Source organism: Natronomonas moolapensis 8.8.11, assembly GCF_000591055.1.
Taxonomy (GTDB): Archaea; Halobacteriota; Halobacteria; order Halobacteriales; family Haloarculaceae; genus Natronomonas; species Natronomonas moolapensis.
Genome location: NC_020388.1, coordinates 2,817,211 through 2,835,994 on the forward strand (window position 1 = coordinate 2,817,211; position 18,784 = coordinate 2,835,994).

General features: G+C 66.7%; 20 protein-coding genes. 10 read left to right on the plus strand and 10 right to left on the minus strand.

The features are described from left to right. Nucleotides 1-10: 10 nt before the first annotated feature. Nucleotides 11-2,062 carry an excinuclease ABC subunit UvrB gene (gene uvrB, locus NMLP_RS13505; protein WP_015410688.1) on the minus strand — a complete coding sequence of 684 codons (2,052 nt, stop codon included), beginning with the start codon at nucleotides 2,060-2,062 and terminating at the stop codon, nucleotides 11-13. 418 nt (nucleotides 2,063-2,480) lie between these two features. Here uvrB and NMLP_RS13510 point away from each other — a divergent pair, with 418 nt between their 5' ends. Then, nucleotides 2,481-3,146 carry a hypothetical protein gene (locus tag NMLP_RS13510; RefSeq protein WP_015410689.1) on the plus strand — a complete coding sequence of 222 codons (666 nt, stop codon included), beginning with the start codon at nucleotides 2,481-2,483 and terminating at the stop codon, nucleotides 3,144-3,146. A gap of 15 nt (nucleotides 3,147-3,161) precedes the next feature. Here NMLP_RS13510 and NMLP_RS13515 read toward each other — a convergent pair whose 3' ends face one another. After that, the gene (locus NMLP_RS13515; protein WP_015410690.1) at nucleotides 3,162-3,938 is read right to left on the minus strand and encodes a CPBP family intramembrane glutamic endopeptidase; all 777 of its coding nucleotides are present in this window, start codon (nucleotides 3,936-3,938) and stop codon (nucleotides 3,162-3,164) included. Between the two features lie 3 nt (nucleotides 3,939-3,941). Beyond that, a complete protein-coding gene (lonB, locus tag NMLP_RS13520) occupies nucleotides 3,942-6,122 on the minus strand; it encodes an ATP-dependent protease LonB (protein WP_015410691.1) in 2,181 nt (726 codons plus the stop codon). Nucleotides 6,123-6,292: 170 nt separating this feature from the next. Here lonB and NMLP_RS13525 point away from each other — a divergent pair, with 170 nt between their 5' ends. Further along, nucleotides 6,293-6,817 (plus strand): nicotinamide-nucleotide adenylyltransferase, encoded by a 525-nt coding sequence (locus NMLP_RS13525; protein WP_015410692.1) that lies wholly within the window; start codon nucleotides 6,293-6,295, stop codon nucleotides 6,815-6,817. A gap of 4 nt (nucleotides 6,818-6,821) precedes the next feature. Beyond that, on the plus strand, nucleotides 6,822-7,619 hold the full coding sequence (locus NMLP_RS13530; protein ID WP_015410693.1) for an SAM hydrolase/SAM-dependent halogenase family protein: 798 nt from the start codon (nucleotides 6,822-6,824) through the stop codon (nucleotides 7,617-7,619). A 135-nt stretch (nucleotides 7,620-7,754) separates the two neighbouring features. Here NMLP_RS13530 and NMLP_RS13535 read toward each other — a convergent pair whose 3' ends face one another. The 3 genes from NMLP_RS13535 to NMLP_RS13545 all read right to left on the minus strand — a co-directional run bounded on the left by NMLP_RS13535 (nucleotide 7,755) and on the right by NMLP_RS13545 (nucleotide 10,517). Beyond that, complete coding sequence (locus NMLP_RS13535) at nucleotides 7,755-7,958, minus strand: hypothetical protein (RefSeq protein WP_015410694.1); 204 nt, start codon at nucleotides 7,956-7,958, stop codon at nucleotides 7,755-7,757. 205 nt (nucleotides 7,959-8,163) lie between these two features. Then, on the minus strand, nucleotides 8,164-9,315 hold the full coding sequence (locus NMLP_RS13540) for a THUMP domain-containing class I SAM-dependent RNA methyltransferase (protein ID WP_015410695.1): 1,152 nt from the start codon (nucleotides 9,313-9,315) through the stop codon (nucleotides 8,164-8,166). A 215-nt stretch (nucleotides 9,316-9,530) separates the two neighbouring features. Further along, nucleotides 9,531-10,517 (minus strand): hypothetical protein, encoded by a 987-nt coding sequence (locus NMLP_RS13545; RefSeq protein WP_015410696.1) that lies wholly within the window; start codon nucleotides 10,515-10,517, stop codon nucleotides 9,531-9,533. A 151-nt stretch (nucleotides 10,518-10,668) separates the two neighbouring features. Here NMLP_RS13545 and proC point away from each other — a divergent pair, with 151 nt between their 5' ends. The 4 genes from proC (at nucleotide 10,669) to NMLP_RS13565 (ending at nucleotide 14,286) form a co-directional block, all read left to right on the plus strand. Next, on the plus strand, nucleotides 10,669-11,445 hold the full coding sequence (gene proC, locus NMLP_RS13550) for a pyrroline-5-carboxylate reductase (protein WP_015410697.1): 777 nt from the start codon (nucleotides 10,669-10,671) through the stop codon (nucleotides 11,443-11,445). Further along, nucleotides 11,438-12,298, plus strand: coding sequence for a glutamate 5-kinase (proB, locus tag NMLP_RS13555; protein ID WP_015410698.1), 861 nt, complete (start codon nucleotides 11,438-11,440; stop codon nucleotides 12,296-12,298). Before proC ends, proB begins: the two co-directional genes overlap by 8 nt. Beyond that, complete coding sequence (locus NMLP_RS13560) at nucleotides 12,291-13,658, plus strand: glutamate-5-semialdehyde dehydrogenase (protein WP_015410699.1); 1,368 nt, start codon at nucleotides 12,291-12,293, stop codon at nucleotides 13,656-13,658. The genes proB and NMLP_RS13560 overlap by 8 nt, the downstream gene beginning before the upstream one ends. Before the next feature lie 73 nt (nucleotides 13,659-13,731). Then, nucleotides 13,732-14,286 (plus strand): diadenylate cyclase, encoded by a 555-nt coding sequence (locus tag NMLP_RS13565; protein WP_015410700.1) that lies wholly within the window; start codon nucleotides 13,732-13,734, stop codon nucleotides 14,284-14,286. Between the two features lie 48 nt (nucleotides 14,287-14,334). Here NMLP_RS13565 and NMLP_RS13570 read toward each other — a convergent pair whose 3' ends face one another. Beyond that, on the minus strand, nucleotides 14,335-15,093 hold the full coding sequence (locus NMLP_RS13570; RefSeq protein ID WP_015410701.1) for an RlmE family RNA methyltransferase: 759 nt from the start codon (nucleotides 15,091-15,093) through the stop codon (nucleotides 14,335-14,337). A 187-nt stretch (nucleotides 15,094-15,280) separates the two neighbouring features. On the opposite strand from NMLP_RS13570, the gene NMLP_RS13575 reads away from it, so the two are divergent. Together NMLP_RS13575 and NMLP_RS13580 are read left to right on the plus strand one after the other, a co-directional pair. Further along, entirely contained in the window at nucleotides 15,281-15,529 is a 249-nt protein-coding gene (locus tag NMLP_RS13575; RefSeq protein WP_015410702.1) for an AbrB/MazE/SpoVT family DNA-binding domain-containing protein, read from the plus strand. Beyond that, nucleotides 15,519-15,905, plus strand: coding sequence for a zinc-binding metallopeptidase family protein (locus NMLP_RS13580; RefSeq protein WP_015410703.1), 387 nt, complete (start codon nucleotides 15,519-15,521; stop codon nucleotides 15,903-15,905). Before NMLP_RS13575 ends, NMLP_RS13580 begins: the two co-directional genes overlap by 11 nt. A 171-nt stretch (nucleotides 15,906-16,076) precedes the next feature. Here the strand turns inward: NMLP_RS13580 and NMLP_RS16035 are convergent, their stop codons facing one another. Beyond that, nucleotides 16,077-16,211 (minus strand): hypothetical protein, encoded by a 135-nt coding sequence (locus NMLP_RS16035; RefSeq protein ID WP_015410704.1) that lies wholly within the window; start codon nucleotides 16,209-16,211, stop codon nucleotides 16,077-16,079. A gap of 167 nt (nucleotides 16,212-16,378) precedes the next feature. Here NMLP_RS16035 and NMLP_RS13585 point away from each other — a divergent pair, with 167 nt between their 5' ends. Then, entirely contained in the window at nucleotides 16,379-17,746 is a 1,368-nt protein-coding gene (locus NMLP_RS13585; RefSeq protein WP_015410705.1) for a sodium-dependent transporter, read from the plus strand. A gap of 40 nt (nucleotides 17,747-17,786) precedes the next feature. On the opposite strand, the gene NMLP_RS13590 is transcribed toward NMLP_RS13585, so the two are convergent. Both NMLP_RS13590 and NMLP_RS13595 read right to left on the minus strand, forming a co-directional pair. Then, the gene (locus NMLP_RS13590) at nucleotides 17,787-18,503 is read right to left on the minus strand and encodes a queuosine precursor transporter (RefSeq protein WP_015410706.1); all 717 of its coding nucleotides are present in this window, start codon (nucleotides 18,501-18,503) and stop codon (nucleotides 17,787-17,789) included. Continuing rightward, on the minus strand, nucleotides 18,496-18,675 hold the full coding sequence (locus tag NMLP_RS13595) for a ribbon-helix-helix domain-containing protein (protein WP_015410707.1): 180 nt from the start codon (nucleotides 18,673-18,675) through the stop codon (nucleotides 18,496-18,498). The genes NMLP_RS13590 and NMLP_RS13595 overlap by 8 nt, the downstream gene beginning before the upstream one ends. Nucleotides 18,676-18,784: the final 109 nt, after the last annotated feature.

Below are 18,784 nucleotides of genomic sequence, written 5' to 3' on the forward strand. Positions count from 1 at the left end.
AAAAAGGGTTTTAGCCCGAATCGTCCGGGGCTGGGACCCCGTCATCGGGGGCGTCGAGCTCCTCGAACGTCTCTTTGAGTTTGCGGATCCGATCGCGAATGTCGGCTGCGAGTTCGAATTCGAGGTTGTCTGCAGCCTCCTCCATACGGCGTTCGAGCCGTTCGACAAGCTCCTCGGCCTCCGCGGGCGAGTCGGCGTCGACGCCGGAGACGCCGTCGGTGTCGGTCTTCGAGCCGGGAAGGCTCGTCTCGCTGACGGCCTTCTCGATTGTTCGGGGCTCGTGGCCGTGTTCCTCGTTGAATTCGGTCTGGATCTCTCGGCGGCGGCGGGTCTCCGCAATGGCTGACTGCATTGAATCGGTCGTTTCGTCGGCGTAGAGGACGACCCGCCCTTCGACGTTTCGGGCCGCCCGCCCCATCGTCTGAACGAGCGTCGTCTCCGAGCGCAGGAAGCCCTCTTGATCGGCGTCGAGGATGGCGACGAGGCTCACCTCGGGGATGTCGAGTCCCTCCCGCAGGAGGTTGATACCGACGAGTACCTGAATTTCACCCAATCGGAGCGACCGGATCAGCTCGTGGCGTTCGAGGGTGTCCGTCTCGTCGTGCATGTAGGCGACGTCGACGCCCGAACCCTCTAGGTACTCGGTGAGGTCCTCGGCCATCCGTTTGGTGAGCGTCGTCACGAGGACGCGTTCACCTTCGGGGGTCGCCTCAATCCGTTCTATGAGGTCCTCGATTTGCTCCTCGGCGGGGGAGATCTCGATTTCCGGATCGACCAGGTGGGTCGGCCGGACGATCTGTTCGACGATCGCCTCGGAGTGTTGGCGCTCGTAGTCGCCGGGCGTCGCGGAGACGTACAGCGTCCGGTCGGTCTTGTCCTCAAACTCCTCGAACGTCAGAGGGCGGTTGTCGTAGGCGGTCGGCAGCCGGAAACCGTTCTCGACCAGCGAGTCCTTGCGTGATTTATCACCCTCGTATTGGCCCTTGATCTGCGGGATAGACTGGTGGGATTCGTCGACGACCGTCAGGAAGTCGTCGGGAAAGTAATCGAGCAGCGTGTAGGGCGGCTCCCCCGACTGCCGATCGGACATGTGCACGGAGTAGTTCTCGATGCCGGAGCAGTAGCCGGTCTCCTCGAGCATCTCGAGGTCGAAGGTCGTCCGCTCCTCGATGCGCTGGGCCGCGACGAGATCGCCCTGGCGCTCGAAGTAGCTTACGCGCTGTTCTTTCAGCTCCTCGATTTCCTCGATCGCGCGCCGGAGCTTCTCCTCCGGCATCGAGTAGTGCTCCGCGGGGTGGACGAGGGCCGCGGGCTCCGTCGAGACGACATCGCCGTTCAGTACGTCGACTTTCATGATGCGATCGATCTCGTCGCCCCAGAACTCCACACGGAGGGCGTGGCGGCCGTACATCGGGTAAATCTCAACGGTGTCACCCCGGACCCGAAAGGTACCCTGCTGGAAGTCGACGTCGTTGCGCTCGTAGTTCAGGTCGACGAGCCGTTTCAACAGGTCCTCGCGCCCGACCTCGTCGCCCGGCTCGAGGCGCATCGCCATCCCCTCGTAGTTGCCCGGGTCGCCGAGGCCGTAGATAGCAGACACTGACGCGACAACGATCACGTCGTCTCGCGTGAGCAGCGATCGCGTCGCGGAGTGTCTGAGCCGGTCGATCTCCTCGTTTATCGACATATCCTTGTCGATGTAGGTGTCGGTGCGCTCGACGTAGGCTTCGGGCTGGTAGTAGTCGTAATAGGAGACGAAATACTCGACGGCGTTGTCGGGAAAGAGGCTTCGGAACTCCTCGTAGAGCTGTGCCGCGAGCGTCTTGTTGTGTGCGAGCACGAGCGTCGGCTGCTGGAGCTCCTCGATCAACCACGAGACGGTGTTGGTCTTCCCCGAGCCGGTGACCCCGAGGAGGGTCTGTTTCTCCGCGCCGGCCTCGTACCCGGCGACCAGCTCCGCAATCGCGTCGGGTTGATCGCCCGCGGGATCGAAGGGGGCCTCGACCCGGAACGCCCGGTCGAGGTCCGGGCGGTCGGGTTGTAGGGGACCGCTGTCGCTCATTGTCGGACGATAGGTGCTCGCGCACTTGAGCCGTGGGTTTGCGGCCAGCGGTTCGGGTCGAGGATAGAGAGGTCGGGACCGCCGCCGACGGGGGCGAGCGGGGCGGCGGCCGGAGTCGCACCCGATCCGTGGGTCGGTCCGACACGCGGACGGCGTGGCGAGCAGACGGGGACGGCTTCGGTCGACCCGTCCCCGTACTCCCGCCTCGGGGGCCGACCGCGACTCGTCAGCGCACGGAGGGACTGGTCGCGTGCTGGTATATAAATCGTGGCCTGCTGGTGGCCCGGGCGGCCCGACGTAGAGCACGATGCCTCGACGGCGAGGCGGAAACACTAATCGGCTTCGACCCCCCTACTCGTGATATGAACCGTCCGAATCCGGCCCGATCCATCGACGCCGAACGTGGGGTGAACCGCTGATGGTTGGCGAGTTCGAGCGACCGCCACAGGGGGAGTTCGAGCGGGAGCTGCGGTCGTTTCCGGAGTTCTTCGACCGCCTGGAGGCCCAAGGGGCGCTCGATTTCTGGGACGCCGTCGACTCCGAAACCGAGATCGAGGGGCTCGTCTATCACCACCGCGGAGCGCAGATCCCGAGTTACGACGGCCGCTTCGTCCAGGAACCGACCAGCGAGGGCCGCGAAACGCCGACGTTCAGCGTCGAGTTCGGCACCGTGGGCCCCCGGAGCGTCTGGGCGGCGTTCGATCACACGTTCTCGTGGGACGTCTACCTCATCCTGTACGAGGAGGGTGCTGTCGTGGCCTGGATGAGCGACGCCGAGTTCGAGTCCGAGGAGTCGGCTCACTTCGCTTCGAAGGCCAGGGCGGTCGAGGCCGGGCAGTTCTCCTTCGGCGTCTTCTTCCGGTTCGGTCCCGACTGGGTCGAACGCGAGGAGTGGGGCCAATCCTCGAGCGCGCCGGCGATGCTCCAACTCGGGGACGGGCGACTTCTGACCCCCGACACCGAGTCGGAGTTCTACGAGAACGCCCACGCGGTCCCCGACGAGTTCCGTCCCGCCGTCGACGGCGGCGCGCCGTCGTTCTACGGCCTCCTGGACGCCGGGCTATCGGCCAATCCGGAGGAGTAACGCCCGGACGACGCGCTACGTCGACCCGAACGGCTCGTAGCCGATCCCCTCCGCCAGAACGAACTCCACGGCGTTGACGACGTAGTGGGCGACGACGACGACTGCCAAGCTCTCAGTCATCACGAACACAACGGCGAGAACCAGTCCGAGGGCACCCGTCACGGCGATCCCAAGTCGCCCCTGTGCGCCGTGGCCGGCGGCGAAAGCAACCGAGGAACCCACGGCGAGGAGCCACGGCGAAATCCCGAAGCCGCTTGAGAACGCGCCGATCAGGATCGCCCGAAACAGCAGTTCTTCGAAGCCTGCGATGACCGGCAGGGCGACGAGGAGGAGAAGCGCCCAGCCGGGGGCGGATTCGGGGCCGAGAAGGTCCCGAAGTGCTGCACTCGGGTCGGCATCGATCAGCCCGCCGAGAAGCGTGTTTGCGGCCGCGACCGCAAGCCCGAGGCCGGTTCCGGCAACGATGGCGTCCGCGGCGGTTGCCGTCCCGACACCGAGTGACGAAAGCGGGATCTCGGCCAGCCAGACGCCGACAGCGAGGACGGCGGCCAGCAGGGCGTGTGAGGCGCCGACGTTCGCCAGCATCGCCATCGGGCCGGGCCGAGAACTCTGGGCACGCCAGACGCCGGCGCGATCTGTCGCGTCGAGATGATCGGCCCCGTCCGAAAGCGACGCTGGCCGTGGCGTCGGTTCCGCGAGTTCGGAGACGACGCGCTCGGACGCACGAGCCGAAAAAAGAACCAACGCCAACACGACGAGGGTGAGCGCCGAGAAGGCGACCCACCGGGGCACGCCTTACTGTGGGCTCGGACTGCTGGCCCCGCCGACCTCGCGCTGTTCGAGCGCGGAACCGGTGATGTTCTTGAGGCGGTCGATGAGCGAGTCCTTCGCGGGTTCGCCCGCCAGCGCGACGTCGAGCACCTCGGAGATGTGTGAGACCGGAATGATCTCGATCTGCTCTTTGTACTCGTCTTCGATCATCACGTCCTGCTCGTTGGCCTTCGGAATGATCACGGTGTCGAGGCCGGACTTCGCGGCGGCCTCGATCTTGTGGGTGACGCCACCGACGGGCAAGACGTCGCCGCGAACCGAGAGCGATCCAGTCATGGCCATGTCCTGTCGGACCGGAATGCCCTCGAGCGCCGAAATGACGGCCGTCGCGACGGTAATCGAGGCGGAGTCGCCGTCGACGCCGCCCTCGCCGGCCTGGACGAACTGGATGTGGACGTCCTTCTCGGAGATGTCCTCGTCGGAGAACTTCTTGATGATCGCCGAGACGTTCTGGACGGCCTCTTGAGCCATCTCCTTCAGTTGGCCGGTCGCGATGACTTCGCCGGGGCCCTGACTCGGCGTGACCTCGGCCATCACGGGGAGGACGATACCGGAGTCCTCGCCCATCACGGCGAGGCCGTTGACGCGGCCGACCACGTCGCCTTGGTTGACCGTGAGCTCGTAGTCCTTGCGGCGCTCGATGTAGTCGTCGGCGAGTTGCTGTTCGATCGAACGCGAACGCGCCTTCGCCTGTAACACGTCCTCGCGGCGGGTGCGTTCGCGGCTCTCGGCTCGGGCGATGTCGCCCGAGACGCGGACGAGGCCGCCGAGACTCCGGAACTTCAGCGTCAGGTGACCCTTCCGGCCCGCGCGTCGGCGGGCCTCGAGGATGATCTCTTCTATCGCCTCGTCGGTGAACGGCGGGAGGCGACCGTCGTTTTGGACCTCCTGGGCGACGAAGCGGGCGTACTTCCGGCGCATCTCGGGGGAGTCCTCGATCGTGTCGTCCATGTAGACCTCGTATCCGTACCCCTTGATGCGAGAGCGGAGCGCGGGGTGCATGTTCTCCATCGCGTCGAGGTTCCCCGCGGCGACCATGACGAAGTCGGTCGGGACGGGTTCGGTCTGAACCATCGCGCCCGAGGAGCGCTCGCTTTGGCCGGTGATGGCGAACTCGCCCTCCTGGATCGCGGTCATCAGTTTCTGCTGGGAGCGGATGTCGAGGGTGTTGATCTCGTCGACGAACAGGACGCCCTTGTTGGATTTGTGGATCGCGCCGGCCTCGACACGGTCGTGGCTAGGCGTCTCCATCCCGCCTGACTGGAAGGGGTCGTGACGGACGTCGCCGAGCAACGCGCCGGCGTGGGCACCGGTCGCGTCCTCGAAGGGGGCGACCTGCTGGTCGGCGTTGTTGACGAGCAGGTTCGGCACCATTGCGTCCGAACCGCGGCTCATGTACTTGAACGCGAGGTAGATAACCCCCGCAGCGATGATGCCCAACAGCAGCGCCTGCGCGATGAGGATCGCGTAGCCGAAGACGACGGCGATGATGATCCACATCAGGAAGCTCCGCATCTGGTTGCGCTTTCGGGCTTCCTCCTTGTGGGCGTCGACGATCTGTTCGCCCTTGCCTGCCGGCACCGTCCGGACCTTCGGCTCGTTGCCGTCGTCGGGGTTGTGATACACCAGAACGTCTTGGAGTTCCTCCTTCGGGAGCAGTTGGCTCATCGCCTTCGCGAGCATCGACTTGCCCGTCCCGGGCGAACCGATCATCATCACGTGGCGGCGCTGTTTGGCCGCCTTGAGGATGATGTCGCGGGCGTGATCCTGCCCGATGACCTGATCGACGAGCCGATCGGGAACCTCGATGTCGGCGCTCGAATTTATCTGTAGCCCGCCGAGGAGGTTGTCCTCCTCTTCTTCGTCGATTTCGACGTCGCTGTCGACGTGGACCTCGCTGCCGAGGTCCGAGCCGTCGAGGAGTTCCTCGTCCTCGTCGAGACGATCGCTCGCCCCCTGCTCCTCGGAGCGGTCCGGATACGGCTCCTCGATGTCCGGCCCGGGGAGATCGGTCCCATCCCCGCGCTCGCGGCCGGATCCGCCGCCGTCCGGATCAGACGCTCCGGGCGCGTCAGCCGGCTCTTCCTGTGGCGTCCGGCGCTCGTCCGCGTCGGAGGCCTCGTTTTTTTCCTTTTCGTTGCTCATAGAAACGTTTCTGCTACCTGTATCGAAGGGTTATCGACTGATATACTTTCTCCCCGAGTCAGTCGCTGCCGACGGGTGAAACCGCAGTAGGGGGACTGCACCTGCCGGATCCGTACGGCGCCCGGCAGCGACTCGTCGGGTTTATCAGAGCCGCCCACGCACCCAATGACATGACGCGTGGGTTCTACATCGGGCGGTTCCAGCCCTACCACGAAGGCCACCACGCGATGGTCGATCGGATCCGCGAGGAGATCGACGAGCTCGTCGTCGGCATCGGGAGCGCGGACCAATCCCACACCGTCCGAAACCCCTTCACCGCCGGCGAGCGCATCATGATGATCACGAAAGCGCTTGCGGAGTTCGAGATGACGACCTACGCGGTTCCGATCGAGGACCTCAACCGCAATTCGGTCTGGGTGAGCCACGTCCAGTCGATGAGCCCCAATTTCGATGTGGCGTACTCGAACAACCCCCTCGTAGTCAGGCTCTTCGAGGAGGCGGGGATCGAGGTCAGACAGTCACCGATGTTTCAACGCGAGGAGTTCGAGGGAACCGAGGTCCGGACGCGGATGGCGGCCGGCGGCGACTGGGAGTCGCTCGTCCCCCGAACGGTCGCCGAGGTGATCGGGGAAATAGAGGGCGTCGAGCGCATCCAGCGAATCACCGAAACTGACACCAACGGGACCGACGAGTGAGAACATGATTACGCTCGCTTCCGACTTCGGGACGCCGTATCCGGCGGCGATGAAGGGCGCGATACTCGGCCGCTGTGACGCCCGCCTCGTCGACGTCAGCCACGACTTCCCCAGACAGAACGTGCGTGCGGCCGCGTTTTGGCTCGCGAAGATCCTCCCCGAGTTCCCGCCTGCGGTGCATCTGGTCGTCGTCGACCCCGGTGTCGGCACCGACCGCGCCGCCCTGGTCGTGCGGGTCGGCGAGCACGCGCTCGTCGGTCCGGACAACGGCGTGTTGCTCCCGCCCGCTCGCGCGCTCGCTGAAACGGTGCCGGACGCCGCCGCTGCGTCCGGCACCCCCCGCGACCCGCCGATCGACACCTACGAACTCGACCCCGACAGGCCCCGGAGTTCGACGTTCCACGGCCGGGACGTGTTCGCCCCCGGCGCGGCCGCGGTCCACGAGATGGGGGTCGAACGGCTCGGTGAACTGGACGGTCTCGCACCGACCGACAGCGTCGTCGACCTCGAGTTCCCCGACCCGGAGCGGATCAACGAGGGGTTTCTCGGCGAAGTACTCGTCGTCGACGGGTTCGGCAACGTCGTCACCAACGTCCCCGGCGAGGTGCTCGGTAACCGCAGCGTCGCGCGGATCGACGGGGAGCCGGTTCAGATCGTCCGGTCGTACGCCCACGCAGAGGCTGGCGAGGCCGTCGTGATAGTCGGCAGCCACGGCAACGTCGAGTGCGCGGTCAACCGGGGACGTGGCGACGACCGGTTCGGCGTCGAACCCGGCGACGCACTCCGGATCGAGTTTTCCTGAATCGCGGGTATCCGGATCGGTCGGCCGTGAGGCGCGAGGGCCGTCTACACCGACGACCCGTTCGAAAAGCGTGTCACGGTAGCCGCGGGGGTCGGGACCGAAAAGCAGCGAGCTCGGCGGTCGGACGAGCGCGGTCTACCGACAGTAGGCGTTCTCGTCGTCCACGAGGTTCTTCAACCGGTTCCGGGCCGTCGGCTCGAACTGGCGTTGAGCTCCGGCGGCGACCGAGGACGGCGATTCGCCGGGGGCGGCCCAGGGGTCGATACCACGCCGGGCGGCGATTTCAGTCGTCCGTGCGGTCGATTGCGGTTCGGGCGTCGTCTGCGGGTTCGTGCTCATTGTTGCGGTAGGGGGGTGTGGGGTAGTCGTCGTCAGTACGGGCCAGAAGAGATCAGGCTACGTGTACCCCGAGGGCGAGCAGCGATCCGCGGTCGCGAGTGGTGTCTCGCATATACCCGACTATACCTCATTATCGTTCATAAAGATACCGGAACACCGGCGAGGGCCGGGCGATCGGACGCCGACGTCCGGGCGCGTGGGGCGATCAGGGTTCCCAGACGACGATGGCGGCGTCGAGACGGCCGTACGGGATGTTGTAGCGCTCCGTCGGCTCGACCGGGAGCAGTTCGGGGCTCGTCGTCAGGGCGACGAGCCGTCCGATGTCGCCCGCTTCGAGCCGATCGACAAACGCCCCGTAGAGCTCCCGGAGGTCGGTCCCCGTCCGGACGCCGAACGGGAGGTTCGTCACGACGCGGTCGGCGTCGATGGACGCCTCGCGGGCGTCGGCGTCGACGACGTCGAAGGCGTCTTCGAGACCGGCCGCCTCGCGGTTGACGCGCGCACAGCGACGCCACCGCGAGCGTATTTCGCGCGCCTCGATGTCGAGAGCGGACGCGTCAAGTGCGCCCCCGGTCGACGGCCTGTCGGCGGGTGACCCTCCGCGCGTCGTCCCCGGTCCCGACGGGGGGTCCGCGTACGCGTCGCGGCGGCGGCGGAACCGGTCGACGTCGTAGCCGGGGAGCGCCCCGAAGCTCGGTTCGAGGTCCGGTCGGGGCACCGCGCCAGTGGCGGCCAGCGCGGCCTCGGTGGGGATAGTCGCCGACCCGGCCATCGGGTCGACCAGCCGATCCGTCGGCGTCCACCCCGCGATCCGGAGCATCGCGTACGCGAGCGTGCCCCGGACGGGCGCGTCGTGTTCGCAGATCCGGTAGGGTCGTTTGTGGAGGGACTCGCCGGTCAGATCGACAGCGAGCGTGAAGCGGTCGTCGTAGAGGTACGCCTCCAGTTTGACCGTCGGGTCGTCGAGGTCGACCGGGAGACGCGTCCCCGCCGCGTCCCGATAGGCGTCGATAACGGCTTGTCCGACCCGTTCGGCGACGTCGACGCTCGTGAACTCGTGATCGCCGTGGCGGGTGCCGACGACGCCGAAGTCCGACGACGGGAGGCGCGCCTCGACGGGAGCGCTCGCCGTCAGTTCGTAGACGTCCGCCAGCTCCTCGACGACCCCGTCGGCCAGCACCGCCATGATCCGATGGAGAGTCCGACCCCGGTAGTGGAGGTCGTAGACGTCCTCGACGTCGCCGTCGAACTCGACGACGCCGCGGTGGTGTATTGACGCGTCGCGGCCGACGAGGTCGTCGATCTCGCCGGCCGCGACCGACTCCAGCCCGCCGTTCGTCGTCGCGAGGAGGTGCATGTTCCCCCGGTAGCGCCGGGGCAGGCAAAAGGATCGTGTTGCGGCCGAGGATCGCGTGGGAACCCACGTCGAGGCCCACGGCTAGGCGATCGATGCCACCGAAGGGACGGCGGGCGGTGCGTGCTTCGAGCGCACCGGCGTCGACGAACTCGACGGCTGAACGCGTCGGGAACCCCGACAGGGAGACGTGCCGAGAGCGTCGGGACGGACCGACCCTATAGCGCCAACAGCCCGACCAGCGCGATCGCGATCCACAGTATCTTCAGGGAGGTGTTCACGGCGATCACCTTCGTCCCGAACTCCGCCCCCCAGATGCCGTACTGAAAGGGGATCGACCGCTTGAACGTCGAGACGGTAAACGAGACGATGCCGCCGACAAGCATCGCCGAGACGGCGGTCCGGGCGGTGAACGTCCCGTCCTGGACGAAGGGCGCAAGCGTCACCGCGCCGCTCGTCGTGTCGAACGCGTAGACGACGATAACGGGGACGGCGGCGCTCGGCAGCCCCGTCAGCGCCGCCAGCGGGTCGGCCGCCCCGCCGGTCAACGCCTCGAGGTCGTAGTACGTCGTCCCGAGCACGACGAGCGTGTAGACGACGGCGAGTCGGGGCAGGATCTCGCGGGTCTTCTCGAGGCCGCCTCGCCCGGCGTCGAGCAGTTTCTCGCCGGGCGGGCGGGCGTCGTCGCCGCCGTCGGCGCGAGCCTCGGGGTCGACCTCCGACATCGCTTCGGGGGTTATATTGCGGTCCGACAGGAGGACGGCACCGGCGAACACGCCCGTGGCCGTGATGGCGAGGGAGATGCCGGCCCGGGTGCCGACGTACAGCAGGCCGACGCGGAGCCCGAGGATCGGGATCAACACCGGCGCATAGAAGGTGAATATGTGCTGGACGAACCCGAAGAACGTGTTGATCGTGACGGCGACGAGCGTCGCCCGGTCGTCGAGCAGCCCCGAGTCGCGGTACTCGGCGAGCATCCCGTAGCCGGCGGTCGTCGAGGCGGCCGTCGTCAGGATCGCCCCACCGACCTCGTCCGGAAGGTTCGCGGGGCCGGTCAGGGGCTTCGATAGCGCCGCGATGTAGCGGATCACGCCGAAGGCGACGAGGGCGTTCGCGAAGGCGACGCCCCCGGCGATGGCGACCGCAACGGTCGCGACTCGCGGCAACACCTCCCCGACGAGTACCGAACTGACGGCGGGATCCATTCGGTTCCGGGTTCGGGCGACGGAACCGAAACAGTTGCGCTTCGGTCGCCGCCCCGGCGGGTCGTAGTTAACGAGGAAACGGCCGGGCGCGACCGCCACGCGAGCGAAAACCGTAGTTGGTATGCCGTTCGATGCACTCGGTAGGGCCAAGATGACACGAGTGAGCGTGATCGGCTGCGGCAACATGGGCGGTGCGTTTTTAAAAGGGCTCGCCCGCGCCGGCGGCCACCACCTGATGGCGATCGACCTCGACTCCGAGGCGCTGGCGGCGGTCGAGGCACACGCCGACGAGACGAGCAACGACACCGCGGCGGCGGCCGACGCCGACGTCGTCGTCCTCGCGGTCAAGCCGGACGTCGCCGAGGCGGTGCTCGAGGGGCTCGACCTCTCGGCCGATCAGACGCTCGTCACGCTGGCGGCCGGGGTCTCGCGGGAGTTCGTCGCCGGGCGAACCGACGCCTCGGTGGTCCGAATCATGCCGAACCTCGCGGCCGAGACGGGCGATATGGCGGCGGCCGCGACGACCGAGGGTCTCACCGACGAGGTCCGAGAACTGCTCGAGGACCTCGGGGCGTTCGTCGAGATCGACGAGTCGCTGATGGACGTTTCGACGGCGGTCAACGGGAGCGGTCCGGCCTTCGCGTTTTATATCATCGACGCGATGAAGACCGCCGGCGTCGAGGGCGGCCTCGACCCCGAACAGGCCGAGACCCTCGCAGCCCAGACGTTCAAGGGGGCCGCCGAAACCGTCCTCCGGGACGACCGGAGCGTCGACGAGCTCGTCGACGCGGTCTGCTCGCCGAACGGGACCACCATCGAAGGGATGGAGGTGCTGTGGGACAGCGACGCCGACGAGGCGGTCGCCGAGGCCGTCGGCGCGGCCGAGAGGCGTTCGCGGGAACTCGCCGAGGCGTTCGAGAATGCGTGAGACGGTCGCCGTCGAGGCGCTCGACGACCAGACAGTCGATCGAGCGCGCGCGCGAGCCGCCGCGGCCGGCCGGGTCGTCGTCAAGGCCGGGACGAACTCGCTGACCGACGAGGACTCGCGGCTCGACCGCGTCAAACTCGACAAACTCGTCACGGACATTATGGATCTCCGGGATCGCGGCACCGACGTCGTGTTGGTCTCCTCGGGCGCGGTCGGGGCCGGGACGGGCCTGCTCGGCGCCGACGTCGGGCAGGACCCGAACCTGATCGAGGAGAGCCAGGCGCTCTCGACGGTCGGGCAGGGCCACCTGATGCGACACTACACCCAGAGCTTCGAGCGCTACGACCAGCGGGTCGCTCAGATCCTCCTCACCGGCAAAGACCTCGACACGCCCGAGCGGTTCAGAAACTTCACCAACACGGTCGAGACGCTTCTGGAGTGGGGCGTCGTCCCGATCATCAACGAGAACGACGCGGTCGCGACGGAGGAACTCCGCATCGGCGACAACGACATGCTGTCGGCCTCCGTCGCGATCGGCCTCGACGTCGAACTGTTGGTCACGCTGACGGACGTCGGCGGCGTCTACACGGGCAACCCGAAACGCAACCCCGACGCCGAGTTGATCGACGCCGTCGGGGCGAACTACGAATCCGTACTGGGGCTTGTCGACGAGAGCACGACCGCGGCCTTCGGCGGCATCCAGACCAAATTCGAGGGAGCCAGAGACGTAAGCGAGTGCGGCATCCCGGCGATCATCGCCGGGTCCGCCGACCCCGATGTCTTGGATCGGATCGCCGAGGGGGAATCCGTCGGAACCATATTCGTTCCGATGGACGGTGAGACCGATGACTGAGTCCGATCACGACCCCGGGGGCGACCGCGACACCGACACGCAGGTGACGGCGGCGGGAAGCGCCGCGTTGCGACTCGCGAACGTCGAGTCGGCCGACCGGAACGCGGCGCTCGAATCGATCGCCGGTGCCGTCCGCGAGCGCGAGGCGGAGATACTCGAGGCCAACGCCGAGGACGTCGCCGAGGCCGAGGCGATGCTCGAGCGCGGCGAGTACACCCAGGCGCTCGTCGACCGGCTGAAACTCGACGCCGCAAAGCTCGACGACATCGCCTCGATGGTCGAAAGCGTCGCCGAGCAGGACGACCCCCTCGGGGCGACGCTGTCGGCGCGAGAACTCGACGACGGTCTCGAACTCTACCGGGTCGCCGTCCCCATCGGCGTCGTCGCGACGGTGTTCGAGTCCCGCCCCGACGCTCTGGTCCAGATCGCCGCCCTCGCGCTGAAATCGGGCAACGCCGTCATCCTCAAGGGCGGCAGTGAGGCCAGCGAGTCGAACCGGATCCTCTATGAGGTCATCCGGGAGGCGACGGACGGGCGCTTCGAGACGATCCCGAACGGGTGGGCGCAGTTGATCGAGGCCCACGAGGCGGTCGATCGCCTCCTGGAGTTGGACGAACAGGTCGACCTCGTGATGCCGCGTGGCTCCTCGGAGTTCGTCTCTTACATCCAGGACAACACCCAGATCCCCGTGTTGGGCCACACCGAAGGCGTCTGTCACGTCTACGTCGACAGCGAGGCCGACCTCGGGATGGCCGAGGACGTCGCCTTCGACGCGAAGGTCCAGTACCCCGCAGTGTGTAACGCCGTCGAGACGCTGCTCGTCAACGAGTCGGTCGCCGCCGACGTCCTGCCGGGTCTCGTCGAGCGCTACGAGGAGGCGGGCGTGGAGGTGCGCGGCGACGCCGCGACCCGCGAGGTCGTCGACGTGGGCGCGGCGACGGCCGAGGACTGGCGGACGGAGTACGGCGACCTCGAGCTGTCGGTCAAGCTCGTCGGCGACGTCTACGAGGCCGTCGAACACATCAACGAGAACGGCTCGAAACACACCGAATCGATCCTCACCGAGGACGCCGACACCGCCGAGACGTTCATGACTGGGATCGACGCCGCGTCGGTCTTTCACAATGCCTCGACGCGCTTCGCCGATGGCTACCGCTACGGCCTCGGCGCGGAGGTCGGCATCTCGACCGGCAAGATTCACGCCCGCGGACCGGTCGGGCTGGAGGGGCTGACGACCTACAAGTACTACCTCGAGGGCGACGGTCACCTCGTCGCGAGCTATTCGGGCGCGGACGCGTTGCCCTTCACCCACGCCGAACTCGACGCCGAATGGACGCCCGGCCGCCGATCGGGCGAGTAGCGGAGCCGATCGGGCGTCGAACGGCGTCGTCGCGTTCGCCCATTTATATACGCCGTCGGCCCGTATCGGGGTCATGCTCGACCGCGAAACCACCCGGATGAACTACGAGACCAGCCAGGGGCACATGGATCTCCTCCGATACACGTGTGAGACGCTGAGCCTCGAGTTCGACCGCTGGGACGAGCCGTACGTCTCCGGACCGAGCCTGTACTTTCTCATCGTCGCCGACGTCGACTTCGTGGAGTACACCGACCCCCTCGGCGCGAACACCTGGCCGATCGATCGTTGCGGCGTCGTCTCCGAGTCGGCCGAGCCGTTCGTCGACGTGGCCCGGGACGTGGCGTTCAGTTGCGACGGGGCCGTCGTCGTCGCCGCCGACGGGACGATCCAAGAACAGATGGTCCGCGTTCGGAGCCCCTCTCCGGAGGAGATGGACACCGACGAGGCGTTGTCCTACCCCGACTGGATGGGCACTAAACACCTGAGCGCGCTCGAGATTTCTACCCGCGAGGAGGTGCTGTGGGCGGTCACGCTGAGCGAAGAGGACGGCCGCGTCACGTCCTTTCTGAACGGGACGTACAAGGACTACCCGCGCGAGGGGATCGGCGGGCGGTGGCGGCCGGAATAGCAGGCGGCGTATTGGCGAGCCGAACAGCTAATTTAACTACCGGGCGCGCTACTCGACGAGTTCGCCGAAGCCGAACCGCGGTTTCACGCCCGTCACCCGGATCTCGACCGTCTCGCCGGGGTCGGTGTCGGGGACGAACACGGTGTAGCCTGCGAGTTTCGCGATGCCGTCGCCCTCGCGGCCGACGTCCTCGACGTCGACCTCGACCCGGTCGCCCTCCCGGACGGGCGCGGTGAGCCGACCCTTCGCGACCATGTACAGCTCCGAGGAGGAGTCCCGCGAGGCGTCGGGGTGGATCGTCCGGACGTACTCGAACTCCTCGTCGATGTCGGCCCGCAACGCGTCGGTGTCGGGCCCCTCGAACACCTTCGCGACGAAGTCGCCGCCGGGGGCGAGCAGCTCCAGTGCCGTCTCGAAGGCCATCCGGGCGAGATACACCGAGCGAGCGTGATCCAGCGAGTACTCGCCGGTCATGTTCGGGGCCATATCGGAGACGACGGCGTCGGCCTCGCCGACCGACTCGACGATCTGCTCGCGCGTCCCCTCGTCGGTCATGTCGCCTCGGATCGTCTCGACGCCGTCGATCGAATCGATCCGCTGGAGGTCGACGCCGACGACGGTGCCGCCCTCGCCGACGAGTTCGCTCGCGACCTGGAGCCACCCGCCGGGGGCGGCGCCCAGATCGACGACCGTGTCGCCGTCGCTCACGAGGCCCGCGTCCGAATCGAGCTGTTTGAGCTTGTAGGCGGCCCGCGAGCGGTAGCCCTGCTGTTTGGCCCGGTTGTAGTAGTCGTCTTTGCCGCTCATACGTACCCCTCCGAATTCCCCGCCGTGGTCCGCGTGAGAACGGCGGACGGATTCGTGTTCATACGGCAAGGAACACCGTCGAAGCGGAAAGGAACGTCGGATGATACCTGCGGTGGCCCTCCCGGAACTCCCACGTTAGCCGGGAAAGTGGGAACAGATATTAATTGTGCCCACCCCTACAACTGGTATGGCTGGAGAGGTTCGAGCGGACGACCGCGGGCGGGTCACGATACCGAAAGAGTTGCGCGACCGGTATGGCGACCAGTACCGGCTGGTGGAACTGGACAGCGGCATCAAACTGGTGCCAATCCCGGACGACCCACTTGAGGAACTCCGGGCGGCCGCGACCGACGAACTCCGCGAAGCATCGTTGAGTGATCTCGAAGCCGCAGCCAGCGAGGAGGCCGGAGAGCAAGCGAGTGAGCATGTACGCTGATTTGGACGTGTGGCTGGCGCTCCTGAAGAACGACGACTGGCTGAGCGACCGCGCCGAACGGCTCCTCGACGAACACGAGGGGGAACTGGAGGTGTCGCTGGCTACGTTTATCGAGCTGTTCCTCGTCGAGGAACGGTTTGCCTTCGACCGCGAACGAGCGGTGACAGCAATCCTCGAGCTGGCAACGTACGACGGCGATCCCGACGTCGTGTATCAGGCCTCGGAACACATCGACGAGGGACTGACAACGTTCGACGCGTTCCACGCCGCACTCTCGGGTGGGCGCATCGTCTCCAGTGACGGTGCATACGATTGCCTCGGTGGTGTCCAACGCGTTCGGCTCGAACCCGACGAGAGCGAGGACGCCGCGGGGTGAGTGTGATGGCGCTCGGTCGGCAGAAACACCGTCGAAATCGAAAGGGATTCAAATGACGGTGGGATCGTGGACCGGGATACGCTTCGGGGGTACCATCGATGGGACTCACCGAGGTCTGTCCGTGGAGTACGGAAACAGGATGAAGGCCCCGCCCTGCAGGCGGGGAGGGTGTCAAGCGTCGTCGGAGTCGTCGCCGCCGTCGGTCAACAACTCCGCGTCGGTGCTCGCTTCCTCGTTCAGGAACGACGGGATCTCGTCGGTCTGTTCCTCTTCGGGTCGGTCGCGGGGCATGTGGTGATGACACATGGTACGGTCGCGGATTTGACTGGATATATTTAACCCTTGCGCCGGCAGTCGCCCCCCGGTTTTGGGGCCGGGAGCGCCGTGTTCGGCCCGAAACACAGGGTGACAGCGGTCCCAAGGGGCAAGTCGATGTACCCACATTTATCGGCACCTGCGTCCACAGCGGAGGTATGTCTTCTCTCGAAGCGGACCGCGAACAGTGGTCGACGCGTGCGGGGTTCGTGCTCGCGGCGGTCGGTAGCGCCGTCGGACTCGGAAACATCTGGCGGTTCCCGTTCGTGACCGGCGAGGGCGGTGGGGCGGGGTTTCTGCTCGTGTACTTGCTCTTCGTCGCCTCGATCGGTCTCCCGGCGATCCTCATCGAGTTCGTCGTCGGGCGACGGACCCGCTCCAATCCGATCGGGGCGTTCGAGCGGATCGGAACCGGCGTCTGGCGGTACGTCGGATGGGTCTTCGTCGTGACGACGTTCGTCATCATGTCGTACTACAGCGTCGTCGCGGGGTGGACGATCCGCTATACGATCCTCGGGCTGGGCGAGGGATACGCCACCGATCCGGGGGCCGCGGGCGAGCAGTTCCTGACGCTGGCCCAGGGCGTCGAGGCGATGGCGTTTCACGCGCTCTTCTTGCTCGTCATCGTCGCCATCGTCGGGTTGGGTATCCGCCGCGGGATCGAGGTGGCCGTGAAAGTCATGATGCCGGCGATCGTCCTCATTGTGGCCGGTCTCGCCGTCTGGGCGGCGACGCTCGACGGCGCGAGCGCGGCGTACGCATACTACCTTTCGCCGGACTTCGGCTCGATCGCCGCCGACTGGACGTCGATCCTCCCCGCGGCGGCGGGGCAGGCGTTCTACACGCTCTCGCTCGGGTTCGGCATCATGATCACCTACGCCTCCTATCTGGGCGAGGACCGGAACCTGATCGAGGACGCGGCGATCATCATCGGCTTCGACACCGCGATCGCGCTCGCCGTCGGGTTGGTCGTCTTCCCGATCCTCTTTACCGCGGGGATCGACCCGGGCGATCCGGGCGTCGGTGCGATCTTCATCACGCTCGCGGCGGCCTTCGGCGGACTCACTGCGGGCGGGCTAGTCGGAGCGGTGTTCTTTCTCACCGTCGCCGTCGCCGCACTGTCGAGCGCAATCAGCCTGACGGAGGTGGTCGTCGCCTACGCGATCGACGAACGCGGGATGGGCCGATTGCGGGCGACGGCGCTCGTCTGCGCCGCGCTCTTCGTCCTCGGACTCGGCCCGGCCTACGACATCGTGTTGCTGGAGTTGTACGACGGGTTCGCCGACGGGGTGTTGTTGCTCCTCGGCGGGCTTCTCGTGACGGCCTACGTCGCCTGGGGATGGTCAGAGGAGGCGATCGAGGAGCTCGAAGCGGGGATCGGCCACCTCGACCGCCTCGGCACCTGCTGGATCTGGCTGGCCCGCGTGCCGGTGCTCGTCGTGGTCGCCGTCTCGCTCGCGCTCGGGGTCGTGGAGTACGTCGGGTTCATCGAGGAGTCGTTTCTCCCGTGGCTGCGAGGCTCATAGGAGGTCGAAGACACGGCCGCCGTCGAAACGGCCGTCCCGATCAGGCCACGCTGGGATCGGAGCGACGCACCGCGCCCGTGATGAGGTATACCAACGGCGTATCGAGGAGCGCAATCAACAGCTTGAGGAGGTACTGACCGATCATCAGCGACACCACGGCCGCAGTCGGGAGTTGCGGGCCGATTCCGAACGCGGTCGGCATCGCCCAAAAGGCGATACCGACGAAGAGGACGGTGTCGAGCAACTGGCTCGTTCCCGTCGAGGCGATGTTCCGGAGCCACAGATACCGACCGTCAGTTCGTCGTTTGATCGCGTCGAAGACGATTACGTCGTAGTTCTGGCTGACGACGTAGGCGAGTAAGCTTCCGGCGACGATATTCGTCGACGCGCCGAGCACCTCGGCGAAGGTGCCGGCGAACTCCGGATCAGCCGCCGGCGCGAGGATCGTACTCCAGACCAACGCGAGCACGAGGAAGTTCATCGCGAAGGCGGCGTTGACGAGTACCTGCGCGGCCCGTCGTCCGTAGAGTTCGGTGTAGCAATCGGAGGCCAAAAACGTCAACGCGTACGCCAGCGCCGCGCCCGGCAGCGCCAACTCGGCCCCCGTCAGCGGGAGCGCAACGGGGAGTTCGAACGCCAACACCTTCGCCGCCGTCAGCTGGGCCGTCGCGAGCGAGGCGACGAAAACCGCCGCGAGGACGACCGCACCCGCGGGCGGGGCAGGGCGGGCGGTCGCGGTCGCGGCCGGCCTACTCATCGTCGACCTCGAGGCGGTCGTGACGGGCGTCGATGTCGTCGAGCAGGTCGAGCGTCTTCCGGATCGACGCCCGGACGGCGTCGCTTCGATTGACGAACTTCCCGTCGTCGCCGACGTGGTCGTCGAGGTCAGCGAGCAACTCCGAGGGGATCTCTACGCTTATTTTGGGCATACTCGAGTCGTACCCGAAGAATACCTATTAATATCACGGTCCGGGTGTCCCGGCCGGGACCGCGCGATGCGTCGACGAAGGGAGCCTTTCAAGTCGGACCGCGCGATAC